Genomic DNA, 15,459 nt, shown 5'->3' on the forward strand with positions numbered 1-15,459 from the left:
GCGGTGCCGGAAGCGGCTTCGGTCGCCCTGTGGACAACCGGGGTCTCAGGGCTCGATCAGCCCGGCCCGTATCGCGTACCGCGTGAGTTCCAGGCGATCCCTCATGCCCAGCTTCTGCAGCAGGTTCGCACGGTGGCGTTCGACCGTCTTCGCGCTGATGAACAGCATCTCGCCGATCTCCTTGGACGTGTGCCCCTCGGCGACGAGCTTGAGGATCTCCTCCTCGCGTTCGGTGACGGCCCGCTCTGGCAGGGAGTCGCCGCGGTGGAGGCGGTCCAGGTAGGAGCGGACGAGGGCGCGTTCGGCTCCCGGGTAGACGAACGGCCGGTCGCGGACGGCCGCCCGGCACGCCTCGACCAGATCGCGGTCGGCGACGGACTTGAGGACGTAGCCGCTGGCCCCGGCCTTGAGGGCCTCGAAGAAGTACTGCTCGTTGTCGTACATGGTCAGGATGAGAATGCGCAGGTCGGGCAGGCGGCGGGAGAGCTCACGGGCCGCCTGGAGGCCCGTCATCCGGGGCATGGCGATGTCCAGGACGGCCAGATCGACGTCACGCGCGCGTGCCAGCTCGACGGCCTCCGCACCGTCGCCGGCCTCGGCGACGACCGTGAGATCGTCCTCGCCGTCGAGAATGAGGCGGACTCCGCGTCGTACGAGGGTGTGGTCGTCGGCGAGCAGCACGCGGACCGGGGTGCGGGGGGCGTGGGGATTCATCGGTGCCCTCCGACGCGCAGGCGTACGTCCGTGCCCCCGCCGGGGGCCCCGGCGACCGTGAGCTCCGCTCCTATCAGCAGCGCCCGCTCGCGCATGCCCCGTATCCCCGCCCCTTCGGTGGCGTCGCCCAGGCCCCTGCCGTTGTCGCGCACGAGCAGCTCGACACCGCCGTCGATCTGCCGGAGGCGGACCTCGGCGTGCGCGGCGGCGGCGTGCCGGGCGGTGTTGGTGAGGCCCTCCTGGGCCACCCGGTAGAGCACGAGTTCCGACTCCTCGGTCAGGGGCGGCAGTCCGCCGGGGACGTGGTGGCGCACGGTGAGACCATGGGCGCTGAACTCACCGGCGAGCGAGCGCAGCGCGCTGGCCAGGCCGAGTTCCTCCAGGACACCGGGGCGCAGCCGACGGGCGATGAAACGGATCTCGTCGAGCCCCGCGCGGGTGGCTTCCTGGGCCTGGGCCACCTCCTCGCGCAGCCCTTCGGGGGCCCGGTCGGCGACCCTCTTGAGCTGGAGGAGGACCGCGGTCAGGGTCTGACCGACCTCGTCGTGCAGCTCACGCGCGATGCGGTGGCGCTCCCGCTCCTGTGCGGAGAGGGCACGGCCCGCCCCGGCGGCGCGCTCGGCCTCCAGCCGGTCGAGCATCGTGTTGTACGTCGTGATGAGCTCGGCCGCTTCGGCGGGACCGGCGACGTCGGCGCGGGCGCCGGGCCGCAGCAGGTCAGCGGTGGACATGGCCCGGCCGAGCCGCTTGAGCGGGGCGAGGCCGACGCGCAGTACCAGGGCGTTGGCGACCAGCAGCAGGGCGAGGCCGACGAGGACGACCAGCGCCTCGGCCTGTCTGATCGGTGTCGACACGGTGACCGGGCCCAGCAGCAGCGCGGCGGCCACGACCAGACCGGCGGCGTTGAGCGAGAAGATCCGCCAGAACAGTGACACGTGCGTGGTCTCGCCTTCCTCGCCCCTGTCGCATGGCCCTTCCGCGACCAGCTTCGCCGCCCGGCGCCGGTCGCGCATATCCGTGGCAACACCCATGTCGCCACGGTACGGGCCGATGGCAGCATGCGGACTCGGCACCCACGATCACGCTTGGTACTTAGGCTCAGTACAAAAGGAGAAACGTGTCTGCACCGCGCCTGAGGGCGACGCCGCTGCCGGGGATCGGGGTCCAGTACGACCTCGTGACCCGGGAACACCGCCATCTGTCCGTGGTGGCGCACCGCGACGGTGCCCGGACGGTGAGCCTGTACCGGGCCGACGACCCCGACTCCTGTGCCCAGTCGCTGCGGCTGACCGGTGCGGAGGCGGGCTCGCTGATCGACGCGCTGATGCCGTCCCACCACAGCGCGAGCCTGCTCTACACCACGGATCTGGGGCTGGTCGCCGAGCGGATCGAGGTGGCCGCGACCTCACGCTGGAACGGGCGGGTGCTGGGCGAGACCCGGATGCGCACGGACACGGGCGCGTCCATCGTGGCGGTGTTGCGCCGGGCCGAGGCGATTCCCTCCCCGGCGCCGGACTTCCGGCTGGTGGGCGGGGACACGCTGATCGTCGTCGGTACGCGTGAGGGCGTCGACGCCGCCGCGGCGATACTCGGGCGGGAGTGAACCGGTGCACTCCGCGGTCCTGCTCATCGAGTTCGGTTCCATCATTCTCGGCCTCGGCCTGCTCGGTCGGTTCGCCGCCAGGTTCCGGCTCTCCCCCATCCCGCTCTACCTCCTCGCCGGTCTCGCCTTCGGGGAGGGCGGGCTGCTGCCGCTGGGCGCGAGCGAGGAGTTCGTCTCCATCGGCGCCGAGATCGGCGTCATCCTGCTGCTGTTGATGCTCGGCCTGGAGTACTCGGCGGGCGATCTCGTCACCAACCTGAAGGCGCACTATCCGTCCGGGCTCGTCGACTGCGCGCTGAACGCCGTACCGGGTGCGGTGGCCGCGCTGTTGCTGGGCTGGGGGCCGGTGGCCGCCGTGGTCCTCGCGGGCGTCACCTGGATCTCGTCGTCCGGCGTCATCGCGAAGGTGCTCGGCGATCTGGGCCGGGTGGGCAACCGGGAGACGCCGGTGATCCTCAGCGTGCTGGTCCTGGAGGACCTGGCGATGGCGGTGTACCTGCCCATCGTCACCGCTCTGGTGGCCGGAGCCGGACTGCTGGCCGGGAGCGTGACGCTGGCGATCGCGCTGGGCGCGGCGGGGCTGGTGCTGTTCGTGGCGGTGCGCTACGGGCGGCTGATCTCGCGGTTCGTGTCGAGCGACGATCCGGAGAAGCTGCTCCTCGTGGTGCTGGGGCTGACGATCCTGGTCGCGGGCGTGGCCCAGCAGCTGCAGGTGTCGGCGGCGGTCGGCGCCTTCCTGGTCGGCATCGCGCTGTCCGGGGAGGTCGCGGAGGGGGCGCACACACTGCTGAGCCCGCTGCGGGACCTGTTCGCCGCCGTGTTCTTCGTCTTCTTCGGGCTGCACACCGACCCGGCGAGCATCCCGCCCGTACTGCTGCCCGCCCTGGCGCTGGCCGTGCTCACCGCGGCGACGAAGATCGCCACGGGCTACTGGGCCGCCCGGCGGGCGGGGATCTCCGTCAAGGGCCGCTGGCGTACGGGCGGCGCGCTGGTCGCCCGCGGCGAGTTCTCGATCGTCATCGCCGGCCTCGCGGTGAGCGCCGGCATCGAACCGTCGCTGGGCCCGCTGGCCACGGCGTACGTCCTGATCCTGGTCGTCCTGGGCCCACTGACCGCGCGCTACACCGAGCCGCTGGCGTCCTGGTGGACACGACGCTCCGAGGAGCGTCGGACGGTTCGGGAGGACTCGTCGACGGTGGCGGAGGCATCGGTGGCTGACTGAGGGACGGCGTCAGGCGCGTGACATCAGCCCCATGTCGGGTGCATGGCATCAGTCCCATCCGCCCGACAAGCCCCCGCCCCCGCCTCCGCCCACTCAGGCAACCCCCTCCGGCGCCCACCCCTGTCTCCGCAGCACACCCGACACATCCGGCGCCTCGTAGTGCTCACCCTTGAGGACCTTGCCGTCGGCCCGGCGGGCGACATGGCCGTCGGGCCCCAGCTTGGTCATGTTGGAACGGTGGATCTCGGCGATCACCGCGTCGAGGTCGATGCCGTGGACGAGAGCCGTGCCATAGGCGATGTAGACCACGTCGGCGAGTTCGTGCGCGAGCCGGTCGAGCGGGCCCTCGACGGCCACCTCGGCCACCTCGGCGGCCTCCTCCGCCAGCAGCTCGCCGCGGTGGGCGGCCAGCTCCGGGGAGACCGCGGTCGGTGTACTGCGGGCGTCCAGCCCGAACGCGAGGTGGAACTGACGGACCAGGTCGGCGGGCGATGAGCTCATACGGCGACTCTATCGATCACCACTGACAGTCAGGCGGGCTCTGCCGACCCCGACCGACGTCACCGGCACCCCGCCCAGCACCCACCGACCGCCTCACCGCGCCCGTCCACCCCGCCCGGCAACCCACCGGACGCCCCTGTGACCCCTGCCCTGGTCAGCACCGCGTCCCTGCTGGCAGGATCGCGCGCATGTCCAAGGTGTTCCCCCGTATGAGCAGGAGCCGGGCGCTACAGGGTGCGGCCGCCGGTTTCGTGGTCTTCGGGCTGCTGCTGTGGTGGCTGCTGCCGGGCGAGGAGCCGCCCGGCGGGACGATCTCCTTCGCCACCGGATCGCACGGCGGGGTGTACGAGGAGTACGGCAAGGACCTGAGCGACGAGTTCGCCAAGGACATGCCCGACCTCAAGGTGGACCTGGAGACCAGCGACGGGTCACAGGACAACGTCGCGCGCGTGGCGTCCGGCGAGGCCGACTTCGCCATCGCTGCGGCTGACGCGGTCGAGTCGTTCGCGATCGACCATCCGGTCGAGGCCGCCCGACTGCGCGGTGTCGCACGTCTGTACGACGACTACGTTCAGCTCATCGTCCCGCGGAACTCGACCATCGAGTCCCTGGACGACCTGAAGGGCAAGCGGGTCGCCATAGGGCCGGAGACATCGGGCGTGCGGCTGATCGCCGAGCGGGTGCTCAATGCGGAGGGCATCAACCCGGCCACGGACATCAAGCCGTTCTCGTACGGCATCAAGGACGTCGACGAGCTCGGGCACACCATCGACGCGTTCTTCTGGTCCGGCGGACTGCCGACGAACGGACTGAAGGCGCTCGCCGAGACGGCCTCCTTCAAGTTCGTCCCGATCAAGGCCGACTTCGTCGCCAAACTCCACACCCAGAGCGCCGCCAACCGCTACTACCGGCCCACCAACATCCCGGAGGCGGCCTACGACGGGCAGGACGCGTACGCCGTGCCGACGATCGCCGTGTCCAACCTGCTGATCACCCGCGAGGACCTGGACCCGCGGCTCACCGAGTGGCTGACCCGGACCGTGATCCGCAGCCGGGACTACATCGGCGGCAAGGTGCACTCCGCACAGCTGGTCGACCTGCGCACCGCGATCTACACCTCCCCGCTGCCGCTGCACGAGGGCGCACGGCGCTACTACCGCTCCGTCAAGCCGTAGCGGCGCTGCGGGGCACCGTCACCGTCACCTTCAGGCCGTGCGGTTCGTGAGGGGCGTACGAGATCGTGCCGCCGCCCGCGTGCAGCAAGGTCCGCGAGATGGACAGGCCTAGGCCTGAGCCCTTGATGTTCTGGTGGCGGTTGCTGCGCCAGAAGCGGTCGCCGATGCGGGCGAGTTCCTCGGCGGTCAGACCGGGGCCGTTGTCGGTGACGACGACGGTCGCCGTCTCGCCGTTGGAGGAGACCGTCACCTCGACGCACTCGCCCTCGGGCGTGAACTTGACCGCGTTGTCGATGACCGCGTCCAGCGCGCTGGACAGGGTGACCGGGTCGGCCCAGCCGGTGGTGGGCGGGCAGTCACCCACCAGGCGTACGCCCTTGGCCTCGGCGGTGGGCGCCCAGGCCGCCACGCGCTCGGCGGCCAGCGCGCCGATGTCCGTGATGCGCAGATGCGCGTCCGTGTGCTCGGCCAGGGCCAGGTCCAGCAGGTCGTCCAGGACCTGGGCGAGACGCTTGCCCTCCGTCTGGACCGAGGCGATCTCCTTGTTGCCCTCCGGGAGTTCGAAGGCGAGCAGTTCGATGCGCAGCAGCAGCGCGGCGAGGGGGTTGCGCAGTTGGTGCGAGGCGTCGGCGACGAACGCGCGCTGCTGCTCCAGGACGTCCTCGACGTTGTCCGCCATCTCGTTGAACGACCGGGCCAGGCGCTGGAGTTCCGGCGGTCCGCCGGCGGCCGCGACCCGCGACTTCAGGCGGCCGCTCGCGATCGCGTGCGTGGTGGCGTCGAGGACACGCACCGGCCTGAGGACCCATCCGGTCAGCCGCAGGGCGGCGCCGACGGCCACCAGCATCGCGGCCATCAGGCCCGCGCCGATGATCAGCCAGCCGTGCAGAATGCGCGAACGCATCTCCCCCGTGGGCGAGTCGGTGACGACGACCGCGATGACGTCACCGTCCCGGATGACCGGGGAGGCGACCACGAGCCGCCCCTGCTGCCAGGGAAAGACCTGCGGTGGATCCTCGCTGCGCCGGCTGAGCAGCGCCTCGTCGAACGCGGTCCGCACCTCGCCCGCCTCGGGGATGAACAAGGTCATGGGAGCGTTGGCCATGATGCTCTTGTTCTGGTAGAAGACGCCGACGCGGATGCGGTAGACCTCGTAATAGCTGTCGAGTTCGCTCTGCAGCGTCTTCTGGCGCTCGCCGCCCTCACCGGTGACGTACTGGGCGAGGGCCGCGAAGTGCGCGGTGTCGTCGATCCGGTCGACGACCACTTTCTGCTGCTGGGCCGCGGCCACGCTGAAGCCGAGCGGGATGCCGAGCGCCAGCAGTACGGCCGCCATCAGGACGATCAGCAGCGGGAGGAGTCGTGTGCGCACCCGGGCCCGCTACGAGGACGGGGCGACGAGCCGGTAGCCGACGCCGCGTACGGTCTCGATGAGGGCCGGCATGCGCAGCTTGGCGCGCAGGGAGGCCACGTGGACCTCGAGAGTGCGCCCGGTCCCCTCCCAACTGGTGCGCCACACCTCGCTGATGATCTGCTCCCGGCGGAAGACGACTCCGGGGCGCTGGGCCAGCAGGGCGAGCAAGTCGAACTCCTTGCGGGTCAGTTGGACGACCGAACCGTCCACACTGACCTGACGGGTCGGCAGCTCGATACGGACCGGGCCGAGGTGCAGCGCGGCCTCGGCCTCGGCAGCGGGGTCCTCGTGGGCGGTGCGACGGCTGACGGCGTGGATCCGGGCGAGCAGCTCTCCGGTGTCGTACGGCTTCACCACGTAGTCGTCCGCGCCGAGGTTGAGGCCGTGGATGCGGGAACGGACGTCGGAGCGGGCGGTGACCATGATCACCGGGGTGCTGGTGCGCTTGCGGATCTTGCCGCAGACCTCGTACCCGTCCTGGTCCGGCAGGCCCAGGTCGAGGAGGACGACTCCGAAGCCGGCGCCTTCCGGGACGAGTGCCTGAAGGGCTTCCTCGCCACTGCGCGCGTGGGTGACGTCGAAACCGTGCCGCGCCAGAACCGCGGACAGAGCGGCGGCGACGTGATTGTCGTCCTCTACGAGGAGCAGTCTCATCCGGGCCTCCTTCGGTTCATCGGCCGTACGATCTAAATGAGGGTAAAAGTACGATTCAGGTGTGTACAAAAACGCGTGCACGCGCGCGCGTGCACCTTGTGAAGTCACGCCGATGGAAGAGGACGACGTCAAGTGGGTTCCGGTTGCGAGCCGCTTCCGTTACCCGGCCGATATGCGCCCTGCTCATAACTGCTACGACACGTGTCCGATTGCTATCGGATCGTGATGCTCAGATTCCCCTCAAAGGTAATGACGCAGGTCGCGTGGGGTCACTACTGTCCTCCGAAACCGAGGAGGACGGAGCCCGATAGCGATGACCGAAGTATCGGTGGCCAAGGAAGATGTGGCCGCGACCGGCGAACTGGTCGTCCTGAAGAGCGTCAACAAGCACTTTGGCGCGTTGCATGTTCTCCAGGACATCGATCTCACGATCGCCCGCGGCGAGGTCGTCGTGGTCATCGGACCCTCCGGGTCCGGGAAGTCCACGCTGTGCCGAACCATCAACCGCCTGGAGACGATCGACTCCGGCACGATCGCCATCGACGGCAAGCCCCTGCCCGCGGAGGGCAAGGAGCTGGCCCGGCTGCGCGCCGACGTCGGGATGGTCTTCCAGTCCTTCAACCTCTTCGCGCACAAGACCGTGCTCGAGAACGTGATGCTCGGCCAGATCAAGGTCCGCAAGGCGGACAAGAAGAAGGCCGAGGAGAAAGCCCGTGCCCTGCTCGACCGGGTAGGCGTGACGAGCCAGGCGGACAAGTACCCCGCCCAGCTCTCCGGCGGCCAGCAGCAGCGCGTCGCCATCGCCCGTGCCCTGGCCATGGACCCCAAGGTCATGCTCTTCGACGAGCCCACCTCGGCGCTCGACCCCGAGATGATCAACGAGGTCCTCGAGGTCATGCAGCAGCTCGCCCGCGACGGCATGACCATGATCGTCGTCACCCATGAAATGGGGTTCGCCCGTTCGGCCGCGAACCGGGTGGTGTTCATGGCGGACGGTCGCATCGTCGAGGAGGCTGTGCCGGACCAGTTCTTCAGCGCCCCGCGCAGCGACCGCGCCAAGGACTTCCTGTCCAAGATCCTGCACCACTGACAGCGCGTCACGACCTGCGTCACGACCTGCGTCACCCGCCGCCCAGTCTCGACGGACCGCATCTCTCATCACACAAAGGATGTTCACCATGAAGCTCCGCAAGGTCACCGCCGCGGCCGCCGCCGCGCTGGTCCTCTCCCTGACCGCGACCGCGTGCGGCGGAGACGACGGCGACAGCGACAGCGCCGACTCGGGCTCCAGCGGCGGCGGCAAGATCAAGATCGGCATCAAGTACGACCAGCCCGGTCTGGGCCTGAAGAAGCCCGACGGTTCCTTCGCCGGCTTCGACGTGGACGTCGCGACGTACGTGGCCAAGCAGCTCGGCTACGACGCCGACCAGATCGATTTCGTCGAGACCAAGAGCGCCGACCGCGAGAACGCGCTCGCCCGTGGTGACGTCAAGTTCATCGCCGCCACCTACTCGATCAACGACGAGCGCAAGCAGAAGGTCGACTTCGCCGGCCCGTACCTGCTGGCCCACCAGGACCTGCTGGTCAAGGCGGACTCGGACATCACCGAGGCCACGGACCTCAACGGCAAGAACCTGTGCTCGGTGACCGGCTCCACCTCGGCGCAGAACGTCAAGGACGACTTCGCGCCGAAGGCCAACCTCAAGACGGTCAGCGGCTACTCCGAGTGCATCTCCGGCCTCCAGAGCGGCACCGTGGACGCGCTCACCACGGACGACTCGATCCTCGCGGGCTTCGCCGCGCAGGAGCAGTACAAGGGCAAGTTCAAGCTCGCCGGCCTCAAGCTGAGCAACGAGAACTACGGCATCGGCGTCAAGAAGGGCGACACCGCGACCGTGGACAAGATCAACAAGGCTCTCGAGAAGATGGTCAGCGACGGCGCGTGGGACACCGCCGTCAAGGACAACTTCGGCCCGGCCGACTACAAGAACGAGCCCGCCCCGAAGATCGGCGTGATCGTCAAGTAACACCGGGATCCACTGGCGCGCCGCCGCCCGCCGCGATCAGGGCGGCGGCGCGCCGCGCCCCTCCACGTACCCCAGACACCCGGAAGCGCGGGAGATCGTGTTCGACTTTCTTGATGGTTACGACGTCCTAGCGGCGTTCTGGATGACGGTGAAACTCACCGTCATCTCCGCCCTCGGCTCCCTGATCTGGGGCACCCTGCTGGCCGCGATGCGGGTCAGTCCGGTCCCGCTGATGCGCGGGTTCGGCACCGCCTACGTGAACATCGTCCGGAACACCCCCCTGACGGTGATCATCGTCTTCACGTCGCTCGGCCTCGCCGACACCTTCGGCGTGACCATGGGCTCCAAGGACTTCGACGTCCAGGGCTTCCGGCTGGCGATCCTCGGCTTCATCGTCTACACCGCGGCCTTCGTCTGCGAGGCGATCCGTTCGGGCATCAACACCGTGCCCGTGGGGCAGGCCGAGGCGGCACGCGCCATCGGACTGAACTTCAGCCAGGTCCTACGGCTCATCGTGCTGCCGCAGGCCTTCCGCGCGGTCATCGGCCCGCTGGCCAACGTACTGATCGCCCTGACCAAGAACACGACCGTGGCGGCCGCGATCAGTGTGGCCGAGGCCGCCGCCCTGATGAAGACGATGATCGAGAACGAAGCCCAGACGCTCGCCATCGGCGCCGTCTTCGCCTTCGGATTCGTCGTCCTGACCCTGCCGACCGGCCTCTTCCTCGGATGGCTGAGCAAGCGACTGGCGGTGAAGCGATGAGCTCCGTTCTGTACGACACCCCGGGACCCCGCGCCAAACGGCGCAACGTCCTCATCTCGGTGGTCTTCTTCCTCCTGCTCGCCCTCCTCGCGTGGTGGGTATGGCAGGTCATGGACGACAAGAACCAGCTCGAGTGGAACCTGTGGGAGCCCTTCACCACCGAGCAGGCCTGGACGACGTATCTGCTGCCAGGACTCGCCAACACGCTGAAGGCCGCGGCGCTCGCCATGGTGATCGCCCTTCCGCTGGGCGCGGTCTTCGGTATCGCCCGCCTCTCCGACCACCGATGGGTGCGCGGTGCGGCCGGCACGGTGGTGGAGTTCTTCCGGGCCATCCCGGTACTGCTGCTGATGCTGTTCGCCAACGAGTTCTACGACCGTTCCACGGACATCAGCAGCGAGCAGCGGCCGCTGTACGCGGTCGTCACCGGCCTGGTGCTCTACAACGCGTCCGTCCTCGCCGAGATCGTCCGGGCCGGCATCCTCTCCCTGCCCAAGGGCCAGACGGAGGCCGCCTACGCGGTCGGTCTGCGCAAGGGGCAGACGATGTCCAGCATCCTGCTGCCGCAGGCCGTCACCGCGATGCTGCCGGCGATCGTCAGCCAGCTCGTCGTCATCGTGAAGGACACCGCGCTGGGCGGCGTGATGCTCAACTTCACCGAGCTCCTCAACTCGCGCCAGACGCTGGCGGCCAACTACGCCAACGTCATCCCCAGCTTCATCGTCGTCGCGATCATCTTCATCGTCCTGAACTTCATCCTCACCAGCTTCGCGAGCTGGCTGGAGAAGCGGCTGCGGCGCAGCAAGAGGAGCACGGGCGCGGTCCTCGGCGCCGAGGACATGGAGGAGATGAACCCCGCCGGGATCGGCGGCACCCTCGGGACCGGTGGTGAGGGCGGTGGCCCAGGTGGCTTCACCTTCACCAAGAAACCTTGATGATCCATTCCATCGGACCTTGATGATCTGATGAACAGTCAAGTTGCTTGAAGGGCACGGGCACACCGCCGTGACCAGTGCGGAGGCAGTGGCATGATCGCCACTGCCTCCGTCACTTGACGCAAGCACCGGCAATGGGTTGCATACGTTCTGTGATCGTGCACCCTGCTCCAACCTCCTGTTCACATACGTCTCTCGAGACGCCCTCGCGGGCAGGGGGCGCCGCGTCGTGGACCCGGTGATCATCGTCGGAGCGGGGCCTGTCGGGCTCACGCTCGCCCTTGCGCTGGCCCGTCAGGACGTGCCGTCCGTGGTCCTCGACGAGGGTCCCGGCAAGGACGAACCGCGTCCCGCCCGCACCGTCGTCCTGCGCGAGGACACCGCCGCCCTGATGGAGCGTCTGACCGGCGTCCCCCTCTCCGAGGCCGGCTGCCGCTGGGCCGGATGGCGGTCGTTGCGCCGCAAGCAGGTGATGCGCGAGGTCAGTTTCGACGACGTCGAGCCGGCGCCCCTGCACATCGCGCAGCACGTGCTGACCGGCGCCCTGCGCGAGGCCTGCGCCGAGGAGCGGCTGGTCAAGGTCTCCGTGGACAGCCGTCTCGACTCCGTCGAGCAGGAGCCCTCCGGCGTCACCGCCCACACCCGCGGCCCCAAGGGCACGTGGTGGCGGGGCAGTTACCTGGTCGGCTGCGACGGCCCGCGCTCCACGGTCCGCAAACTCCTCGACATCCGTTTTCCCGGCCGTACGGCGGTGGAGCGGCACGCCGTCGCCGCGCTGCGCACGGAACTTCCGTGGGAGGACGAAGCGTTGCTCCATCGGATGCCTCCGTGGCGGACGTCCGGGCCCTCGGCCGGGGAGGTCACCGGACGGCCCCTCCCGGACAGTGTCTGGCGCCTCGACTGGCTGCTGCCGCCCGGCAAGGAGCTGGTCACACCCGAGCTCCTGGTGGCCCGCGTCCGGGAGACCCTCGCCGGCTGGACGGGCGGCCCGACACCGCCGTACGAACTCCTCGACACCGGAGTGCACACCGTGCACCACCGCCTCGCGCGCCGCTGGCGGATCGGGCGGGTGTTCCTCGCCGGGGACGCGGCGCATCTGCTCGGCGCGCTCGGCACGCAGGGGCTCGACGAGGGACTCAGGGACGCCGACAACCTCGCCTGGAAGCTGGCCCTGGCCTGGCATCACGGGCCGCACGAGGCGCTGCTCGACAGTTACCAGGCCGAGCGGCGCGCGGTCGTCGCCGCCCGCCTGCGCGCCGCCGACCAGGCCCTGCCGCTGGTGCGCGGCGGCGGAGGGCTGCGGGCCGTCGTCCCGGGTGCAGCGCGGGGCCACGACGCGCTGCTCACGGACGGTCACCTGGGGCGCGGGGCCCTCGGTGCGCCGGGAGCGTACGCCACCTCGCCGCTCGCGCCGCGGCATCTGGAGGCGGAGGTCCCGGTGAACACCGCGCCGGGCGCGCCGGTCGCCGATGTCCGGGTCACCGCCGAGGACGGTTCCTTCGTACGACTGCGGGACCGGCTCGGTCGTGGGGCGCTGCTCGTGGTGCTGATCGCGCCGGGCACCGGGGTGTGGGAGCGCAAGCACTGGGTGGGCGCCGGGCTCATGCCCCGCCTCGCGGCCGCGGTGACGGCGCTGCCGCATCCGGCCGAGCTGCTGGTCGCGGAGAGCTATCCGGGCGCGGCGGCCCACACGGTGCTGCTGGTACGGCCCGACGGTCACCTGGTGACCGCGCTGAACGGCGTGCGGCCGGCCGACCTGTACGCGGCCGCCGAGGCGACGCTGGGCGGGCCGGCGAAGACGGAGGCGGAGGCGGGAGCGGGGGCGCGCTGACGGCGCCGGGGAGCTCGTGCGGGAGCGGAATCCGGCTCGCACCGAGGGTGGCGGACGGCTCGGGCCGCGGTCGTCGCGGGGTCGAGTCCGAGTGGTGCGGAAGGCTCGGCCCGAGGTCACGGGCCGAGCCGCACAGTCCGTGGCTGCCGTACGCACCGTCACCGTGAGGTCCACATCGTGACAGTGAGTTGACCGGTCTGCACCGTCATGGTGTACTCCGGATCGTGACCGACACCTGTGTGCGCCTGTGGCGGAGGGTCCATATGGACCTCGTCCGCTATGCGGGCTGCGTGTGTCGCGTGTCCTGCTGAATTCGCCTCTCTCTTTTCCAGCGCGCGCCGCTTCGGTGCTGCCGCGCGCTTCCCGCGAACGTTCATCAGGACGGTGCCCGTGTCTGTCTCCCCTTCTGTGTCCGCCGTTTCCACGCCGACGCAGGCGGAACTCCTCGATTTCGTACGGCGGACCGCCGCCGACTCCGAGCTGATCTCCTCGCTCCCGCTCGACCCCGAGGGCCGCACCTGGGTGCGCCTGGAGGGGCCCGGCGGCAGCGAGGCCTGGCTGATCGGCTGGCCGCCCGGTACGGGCACCGGCTGGCACGACCACGCCGAGTCCGTCGGCGCCTTCGTGACGGCCTCAGGTGAGCTCAAGGAGAACTCGCTCACCGCCCGGCTCCCCGCGGACGGCTGGCAGACCCTGGAACTCTCCGAAGGCATCGACCGGGAGCGGCGGCTCACGGCCGGCAAGGGGCGCTCCTTCGCGCAGCACCACGTCCACGAGGTGCTCAACGAGTCCACCGCCGAGCACGCGGTCTCCGTCCACGCCTACTACCCGCCCCTGCCGCAGATCCGCCGCTACAGCCGCACCGGACAGGTGCTGCGCCTGGAGCACGTGGAGCGCCCGGAGGACTGGCAGTGAGCGGCTCGGGCACGCGGGAGGAGCAGCGGGTGGGTGGCCTCGGTGAGGGTTCGGGCGAACTCCCGGTCGGCATCGACGAGTTGTTGGAGCGGGTCCGCGAGGGCTACGAGCGGATCGAGGCCCGGGAGGCGTACGACGCCGCCCGGCGCGGGGAGGCGCTGCTGGTCGACATCCGCTACGCCGCCCTGCGCGAACGGGACGGACTGGTTCCCGGCGCCCTCGTCGTCGAGCGGAACGAGCTGGAGTGGCGCCTCGACCCGCGGGGCAGCCATCGCGCCCCCGAGGCCACGGGTCACGATCTGCGCGTCGTGGTGATCTGCAACGAGGGTTACGCCTCCAGTCTGGCGGTCGAGTCGCTGCATCGGCTGGGGCTGCGCCGGGCCACCGATCTGGTGGGCGGGTTCCAGGCGTGGAAGGCCTCGGGTCTGCCCGTGGCGTCGTAGGGACGGGGCCTCGGTCGATCTCGGATTCGCAGTGGAGCGGGGCCGCGTCGGTGCTGCCTTTGGTGACGAGGCGGACCCGGATCGTGGCGACCTGTCCCCGCCCTCGACGTCTTCGTCCCGCCGCAGGGCGAGGGCGTGGCACACCGCCAACTCTCCGGTGGCCGCCGCCGAGTTGGCGACCGCGGCCGCGAAGCGCCCGTCCTTCCGCGCGACCAGGCCTCCTCGCTCACCTGTGCCGGCTCTCCGTCAGGGTTCCTTCGCAGCCCCCTGAAGTCTTCTGCGAGCCCAGCCCCGGCACGCTCCCCGGTCCCAGCTGCCCGCCGAGCTCAGCCCGCGGCTTTAGAACCCCTCGTCGAGGAACTCCGCGTCCTCGCCCTCCTCTTCGAGCGCCCGCCGGACCACCCTCAGGGCCATGCCCTCGGGGTACCCCTTGCGGGCGAGCATGCCCGCGAGGCGGCGCAGTCGCTTGTCGCGGTCGAGGCCACGTGTGGAGCGCAGCTTGCGGGCGACCAGGTCGCGCGCGGTCGCCTCCTCCTGCTCGGAGTCGAGCTGTGAGACGGCCGCGTCGATCAACGTGGAATCGACGCCCTTGGTGCGCAGCTCCTGGGCGAGGGCACGCCGGGCCAGTCCCCGGCCGTGGTGCCGGGACTCCACCCAGGCTTCGGCGAACGCACTGTCGTTGATCAGCCCGACCTCCTCGAACCGCGACAGCACCTCCTGCGCCGCCTCGTCCGGGATCCCCTTCTTGCTCAGGGCGTCCGCGAGCTGTTTCCGCGTGCGCGGGGTCCCGGTGAGCAGGCGGAGACAGATAGCCCGTGCCCGCTCGACCGGGTCCCCTGAAGCCTCCCCCTGCTCGGCCCTCGACGAGGAGGGAGCGCCTTCGTCCGCACCGGACGGCTCCCCGCCGCGTCGCTGCCGACGCCCACCGGAACCGCCCTCGCCACGGGCCGCACGGCCCCCACGGGCGCCACCGCGCCCACGCCGGGAACCGCCGCCGGACGGCACCGAGCCGTCGCCCGGCTCATCGCCGTACGGCGCGTCTTGGCCGTACGGCTGCCCGGCACCGTAGACCCGGTCGTCGCCGTACCCTCCCCCGGTGCCGTACGACGCGGCGCGACCGTGTCCCCCGTTCGCACCGCGCCCCGCATCGTCCCCGTACGCATCGCCGCCCGGCCCGGAGAATCCCCCGTCGCCTGCCCCGCCCCGCTCGCGCGGAGCGTCCTGGTGGGCGTACTCGGCCCAGTCGGTTCGTCGTGTCACGG

17 protein-coding genes are annotated in these 15,459 nt (G+C 70.3%); 11 read left to right on the top strand and 6 right to left on the bottom strand.

Features of this window, described 5'->3' with window-relative positions; translation table 11 throughout:
• Positions 1-45 precede the first annotated feature (45 nt).
• On the bottom strand, positions 46-714 hold the full coding sequence (locus ACWD3I_RS27745; protein WP_365397855.1) for a response regulator transcription factor: 669 nt from the start codon (positions 712-714) through the stop codon (positions 46-48).
• A complete protein-coding gene (locus ACWD3I_RS27750) occupies positions 711-1,745 on the bottom strand; it encodes a sensor histidine kinase (protein ID WP_365397852.1) in 1,035 nt (344 codons plus the stop codon). Before ACWD3I_RS27750 ends, ACWD3I_RS27745 begins: the two co-directional genes overlap by 4 nt.
• A gap of 86 nt (positions 1,746-1,831) precedes the next feature.
• Here ACWD3I_RS27750 and ACWD3I_RS27755 point away from each other — a divergent pair, with 86 nt between their 5' ends.
• The gene (locus tag ACWD3I_RS27755) at positions 1,832-2,317 is read left to right on the top strand and encodes a cation:proton antiporter regulatory subunit (protein ID WP_266887220.1); all 486 of its coding nucleotides are present in this window, start codon (positions 1,832-1,834) and stop codon (positions 2,315-2,317) included.
• Between the two features lie 4 nt (positions 2,318-2,321).
• Positions 2,322-3,539 carry a cation:proton antiporter gene (locus tag ACWD3I_RS27760; protein ID WP_365397848.1) on the top strand — a complete coding sequence of 406 codons (1,218 nt, stop codon included), beginning with the start codon at positions 2,322-2,324 and terminating at the stop codon, positions 3,537-3,539.
• Between the two features lie 93 nt (positions 3,540-3,632).
• Here the strand turns inward: ACWD3I_RS27760 and ACWD3I_RS27765 are convergent, their stop codons facing one another.
• Positions 3,633-4,040, bottom strand: a complete 408-nt coding sequence (locus ACWD3I_RS27765) for a pyrophosphohydrolase domain-containing protein (protein WP_266887224.1) — start codon at positions 4,038-4,040, stop codon at positions 3,633-3,635.
• Between the two features lie 188 nt (positions 4,041-4,228).
• Here ACWD3I_RS27765 and ACWD3I_RS27770 point away from each other — a divergent pair, with 188 nt between their 5' ends.
• A complete protein-coding gene (locus tag ACWD3I_RS27770; RefSeq protein ID WP_365397844.1) occupies positions 4,229-5,215 on the top strand; it encodes a TAXI family TRAP transporter solute-binding subunit in 987 nt (328 codons plus the stop codon).
• On the opposite strand, the gene ACWD3I_RS27775 is transcribed toward ACWD3I_RS27770, so the two are convergent.
• Together ACWD3I_RS27775 and ACWD3I_RS27780 are read right to left on the bottom strand one after the other, a co-directional pair.
• Positions 5,205-6,587: a sensor histidine kinase gene (locus ACWD3I_RS27775; protein ID WP_365397841.1), complete on the bottom strand. Its 1,383-nt coding sequence runs from the start codon at positions 6,585-6,587 to the stop codon at positions 5,205-5,207. The two genes, ACWD3I_RS27770 and ACWD3I_RS27775, sit on opposite strands and share 11 nt — an antisense overlap.
• Positions 6,588-6,596: 9 nt before the next feature.
• Positions 6,597-7,283: a response regulator transcription factor gene (locus tag ACWD3I_RS27780; RefSeq protein WP_046257015.1), complete on the bottom strand. Its 687-nt coding sequence runs from the start codon at positions 7,281-7,283 to the stop codon at positions 6,597-6,599.
• 313 nt (positions 7,284-7,596) lie between these two features.
• Here ACWD3I_RS27780 and ACWD3I_RS27785 point away from each other — a divergent pair, with 313 nt between their 5' ends.
• The 8 genes from ACWD3I_RS27785 to ACWD3I_RS27820 all read left to right on the top strand — a co-directional run bounded on the left by ACWD3I_RS27785 (position 7,597) and on the right by ACWD3I_RS27820 (position 14,197).
• Positions 7,597-8,373 carry an amino acid ABC transporter ATP-binding protein gene (locus ACWD3I_RS27785; RefSeq protein WP_365397837.1) on the top strand — a complete coding sequence of 259 codons (777 nt, stop codon included), beginning with the start codon at positions 7,597-7,599 and terminating at the stop codon, positions 8,371-8,373.
• 88 nt (positions 8,374-8,461) lie between these two features.
• Positions 8,462-9,310: a glutamate ABC transporter substrate-binding protein gene (locus tag ACWD3I_RS27790; protein WP_365397834.1), complete on the top strand. Its 849-nt coding sequence runs from the start codon at positions 8,462-8,464 to the stop codon at positions 9,308-9,310.
• A gap of 97 nt (positions 9,311-9,407) precedes the next feature.
• On the top strand, positions 9,408-10,073 hold the full coding sequence (locus ACWD3I_RS27795; protein WP_365397832.1) for an amino acid ABC transporter permease: 666 nt from the start codon (positions 9,408-9,410) through the stop codon (positions 10,071-10,073).
• Complete coding sequence (locus ACWD3I_RS27800; RefSeq protein WP_365397829.1) at positions 10,070-11,008, top strand: amino acid ABC transporter permease; 939 nt, start codon at positions 10,070-10,072, stop codon at positions 11,006-11,008. Before ACWD3I_RS27795 ends, ACWD3I_RS27800 begins: the two co-directional genes overlap by 4 nt.
• 229 nt (positions 11,009-11,237) lie before the next feature.
• Entirely contained in the window at positions 11,238-12,839 is a 1,602-nt protein-coding gene (locus ACWD3I_RS27805; RefSeq protein WP_365397826.1) for an FAD-dependent monooxygenase, read from the top strand.
• A gap of 239 nt (positions 12,840-13,078) precedes the next feature.
• Entirely contained in the window at positions 13,079-13,150 is a 72-nt protein-coding gene (locus ACWD3I_RS27810; protein WP_323185208.1) for a putative leader peptide, read from the top strand.
• Between the two features lie 79 nt (positions 13,151-13,229).
• Complete coding sequence (locus ACWD3I_RS27815) at positions 13,230-13,754, top strand: cupin domain-containing protein (RefSeq protein WP_365397824.1); 525 nt, start codon at positions 13,230-13,232, stop codon at positions 13,752-13,754.
• Entirely contained in the window at positions 13,751-14,197 is a 447-nt protein-coding gene (locus tag ACWD3I_RS27820) for a rhodanese-like domain-containing protein (RefSeq protein ID WP_451084202.1), read from the top strand. The genes ACWD3I_RS27815 and ACWD3I_RS27820 overlap by 4 nt, the downstream gene beginning before the upstream one ends.
• A 339-nt stretch (positions 14,198-14,536) precedes the next feature.
• Here the strand turns inward: ACWD3I_RS27820 and recX are convergent, their stop codons facing one another.
• Entirely contained in the window at positions 14,537-15,457 is a 921-nt protein-coding gene (recX, locus tag ACWD3I_RS27825) for a recombination regulator RecX (RefSeq protein WP_365397821.1), read from the bottom strand.
• Positions 15,458-15,459: the final 2 nt, after the last annotated feature.

Source organism: Streptomyces sp. NPDC002817 (assembly GCF_053592055.1).

What these genes read in the sequence shown, in the direction of transcription:
- ACWD3I_RS27745 (WP_365397855.1), bottom strand. Translation starts at nt 714, where the DNA reads ATGAATCCCCACGCCCCCCGCACCCCGGTCCGCGTGCTGCTCGCCGAC.
- ACWD3I_RS27750 (WP_365397852.1), bottom strand. Translation starts at nt 1,745, where the DNA reads ATGGGTGTTGCCACGGATATGCGCGACCGGCGCCGGGCGGCGAAGCTG.
- ACWD3I_RS27765 (WP_266887224.1), bottom strand. Translation starts at nt 4,040, where the DNA reads ATGAGCTCATCGCCCGCCGACCTGGTCCGTCAGTTCCACCTCGCGTTC.
- ACWD3I_RS27770 (WP_365397844.1), top strand. Translation starts at nt 4,229, where the DNA reads ATGTCCAAGGTGTTCCCCCGTATGAGCAGGAGCCGGGCGCTACAGGGT.
- ACWD3I_RS27780 (WP_046257015.1), bottom strand. Translation starts at nt 7,283, where the DNA reads ATGAGACTGCTCCTCGTAGAGGACGACAATCACGTCGCCGCCGCTCTG.
- ACWD3I_RS27785 (WP_365397837.1), top strand. Translation starts at nt 7,597, where the DNA reads ATGACCGAAGTATCGGTGGCCAAGGAAGATGTGGCCGCGACCGGCGAA.
- ACWD3I_RS27790 (WP_365397834.1), top strand. Translation starts at nt 8,462, where the DNA reads ATGAAGCTCCGCAAGGTCACCGCCGCGGCCGCCGCCGCGCTGGTCCTC.
- ACWD3I_RS27800 (WP_365397829.1), top strand. Translation starts at nt 10,070, where the DNA reads ATGAGCTCCGTTCTGTACGACACCCCGGGACCCCGCGCCAAACGGCGC.